Annotated in this window: 5 protein-coding genes; 2 read left to right on the forward strand and 3 right to left on the reverse strand. The window is 67.8% G+C overall.

The genetic code is table 11. The features are described 5' to 3' along the window. The 3 genes from V7053_RS18540 to V7053_RS18550 form a co-directional block, all read right to left on the reverse strand. The coding region (locus V7053_RS18540; RefSeq protein ID WP_334173729.1) for a hypothetical protein at positions 1-776 on the reverse strand (776 nt) is incomplete at its 3' end. Between the two features lie 193 nt (positions 777-969). Beyond that, positions 970-1,203: a hypothetical protein gene (locus V7053_RS18545; protein WP_334173730.1), complete on the reverse strand. Its 234-nt coding sequence runs from the start codon at positions 1,201-1,203 to the stop codon at positions 970-972. Between the two features lie 82 nt (positions 1,204-1,285). Continuing rightward, the gene (locus tag V7053_RS18550) at positions 1,286-1,609 is read right to left on the reverse strand and encodes a winged helix-turn-helix domain-containing protein (protein ID WP_334173731.1); all 324 of its coding nucleotides are present in this window, start codon (positions 1,607-1,609) and stop codon (positions 1,286-1,288) included. A gap of 290 nt (positions 1,610-1,899) precedes the next feature. Between V7053_RS18550 and V7053_RS18555 the strand changes: the two genes are divergently transcribed. Then, the gene (locus tag V7053_RS18555) at positions 1,900-2,154 is read left to right on the forward strand and encodes a hypothetical protein (protein ID WP_334173732.1); all 255 of its coding nucleotides are present in this window, start codon (positions 1,900-1,902) and stop codon (positions 2,152-2,154) included. Further along, the coding region (locus V7053_RS18560; RefSeq protein WP_334173733.1) for a hypothetical protein at positions 2,151-2,958 on the forward strand (808 nt) is incomplete at its 3' end. The genes V7053_RS18555 and V7053_RS18560, both read left to right, overlap by 4 nt.

Genomic DNA, 2,958 nt, shown 5'->3' on the forward strand with positions numbered 1-2,958 from the left:
AGCACGGCGGCGACGTCGCGCACGCTCAGACAGCCCAGTGCGGGCGCACGGTGACGGACTTCGGCAGCAGCGGCCCGCCGGCTCATCGTCGTGGCTGGCGTCCGGGGGAGTGGCCACAATGTCAGCTGACGATCGTCGCTTGCGGTGAGTCGGGCGAGGCCCGCCAGGGCCTCGCCACAGAATGGAGCTCGCGGCGCAGCCGCGTCCTTCTGGGCTTTTTCCTTGCGCGCGTGCGGGGGGTCTTCTTCTCTCTTAAGGTGAGAACCGCCTAGGGCGGGAGGGGTCTCAGTCTTGTCCACAGCGCTCGCGGCCGCGTCAACGGCCGCGAGAGGAGCCGGCATACAGACAACGTAGACGGCGGCTTCGTTGGTGCGCTCTGAGCCGTCCTCTGGGAGGGAGGCGTAGGGGGCTGTGCGGCCGCTGGCCACGAGGCCCAGGAGGCCCCATTCGCGCAGCGTGCGAAGGTAGCGGGCGACGCTGGCGCGGGAGACCCCAACGCGCTCCATGAGGAAGGCCCACGTGGGCCGGCTGGTCATCGTCTCGTAATCGGCGCGCTCGATGACGGCGCGGAGGCAGGCCATGAGCCGCGCGCGGCGGCCCGCGGTGCATCGGGCCCACTCTGGGCGGCCGCGGAGCGCTGCGAGGGCCTGGCGGCCGTGTGCGGCGCGCACGGAGCCGGAAGGGACGGCGGTGAGCACAACGTCTCTGTGCGTCTCACGACGCCGGCTCACACGGCGCAGGCGCAAAGGCTGCACGGCGGATGTCGACTTTGACACGCCAGATTCTTCGGCGAGAGGACGCGACAGACGGGCAGCCTCCGCTACCATGTAGACAGTTCCTTTCCGTGAGGAAGGTGCACTAAAGGGACCCACCCGCGAGGGAGGGTTTCGGATCCGCCACCCGCGACCCGCCAAGATCTGGGGTGGTGGAGGACTTGTGAGAGGGCCCGCGAAAGCGGGCCCTCATCCGTTAAGCGGCCGGGATAGGCAGCTCCTCAGGCTGGGGCTTGGGCTTGGGGAAAACAGGCAGGCCGCCGTTCTCCTCCAGATAGCGCACAAGGTCATCGAGATAGAGGCCCACCGAGCGGCCCGAGTCTTCCGCGGCGGTGTTGACTGCCTGTCGACGTTCGGGCCTCACCCTGCCCTGCAAGAGCACGAGGTGGAGGCCATCAGGCTGACGGACGCGTCCCGGTTGTGTACTCATGGTCGTTAACCTGCCATCGCCCGCATGCATACGGAGGCATTTCGGGGGGCGTGTCTCGCGGAACTTTGGCGTTCCTGCGGCCTCATTCGCCTAGCAGGTGCCGCATGAATGCCGCGGCCTTGGCTTCGAGGGCGGCGCGGTCGAGCTGATAAATCGGTCCTCGCCGGTACCCGGCACCCTGCCCGAGCACGGTCACAATGCCCTCTTCCCTGAGCTGGGCCACGTGCTTGTAGACCTGCTGGTAGATGACACCGATGCGGGAGCCGATCTCTGCTGTGGTCGCACCTTCGGGGTGCTGGGCGAGGTCTCTGATGATCTCTGCGCGCAGAGTGCCTACCTGGAACACGCTCATTGCCGCCCTCGCATCATCGCTGGGGTTGGACGGCGGCACATAGGTACGGGGCACCTGTCCATTCTGCCTAACCTTCCTTGATTCCCTCACAATAACTATTATAGTTATGGTCAGTAGATCTTTAAAAGATATGCTATCAGCGGGACACAGGGGGTGCCATGGAAGCCGGGACAAGTCGCAGACACTGCGGCGCACGGAGGGCCATGGGCGCTGTCGCCATTGAGACGGCGTCATGTGACATGCGGTTGTCGGAGCGGTCTGCAAGAATCCGGCCGTTAGCAAAACGAGTGTATGAATCTCACGGAGCCCTCGATCGAGGGGCCTTCGAGTCCTTGGGGGGATCGATGAACGCTGTCCAGATAGCGCACATGGTGGGCCCGATGTGGTCCGTCGACGGCCGCCCTGTGGTCGTGCCCGCCGATGCCTCCGCTCCCGCTGTGCTCCTGGCACACGTGGCCTCCGTCGTCGTGGCCCCCGGCCCGTGGCCGGTGCGGGTGACCGACGGCGCGCTCCAGCTGGACCTCGTGCTCGGCGTCGACGGCTCGGTCGCCGAAGTGAGCACTGAGGTGCCTGCGGCGGGGAAGTGGTGGCGGCGATGAACGCGGGAGCGGGCATCGGCGCTGCGGTCCTGGCCGTGGTGATGGTCCCGGTGCTGGTCGTGGTCGTGTTCCTGGGCGCGGGAGGGAAGGACTCCACGCTGAGCGCGTGCACAGGCGTGGGGAACGTGACTGTGAGCGCGCCGGGCGGGAAGGTCTCCGGATACGGCGGGGAAGAGCTGGCGAACGCCGTCACGATCGTGAAGGCGGGCCAGCAGATGAACGTCCCGGCCGAGGGCCTGCTGATCGGGGTCATGACGGCCATGGGCGAGTCCGGGCTGAGGAACCTCAACTACGGCGACGACATCCACGGCGTGACGAACCCTGACGGGTCGCCCACGTGCTCACTGGGCCTGTACCAGCAGCAGTGGTGCCTGCCCGGAGCCCCGTGGGGGTCGAAGGCCGACGTGACGGACCCGGGCAGGTCGGCCGCGGCGTTCTTCAAGGCACTCCTGAGGCTCGCGGGCTGGCAGGGCATGGCTCCCGACGTCGCCGCGCACCGCGTGCAGGGAAACTACTCCCCGGCCGGATACACCAAGTACATCGGCCCGGCGCAGGCCGTCCTGTCCACGATCACGGGCGGGAAGGTCACGGCCGGGTCCGGCGGCTGCGCGGCCGACGCCGCCCTGGCCGGCTCCTCCGGGGCGGGGGATGACTACCCATGGAAGGGCACGACGCTCAACGCGAACAACCCGGTGACCTCGTTCGCGTACCGGAACTGCACTGACTTCGCCTGGTGGCGGCTCATGCAGGAGCTCGGGCTGCCCCAGCCTGTGAACTCGGCCAGGCTCGGCTTGGGGGACGGGG

It is taken from the genome of Sinomonas sp. (assembly GCF_036848755.1).
In the GTDB taxonomy this organism is placed as follows: Bacteria; Actinomycetota; Actinomycetes; order Actinomycetales; family Micrococcaceae; genus Sinomonas.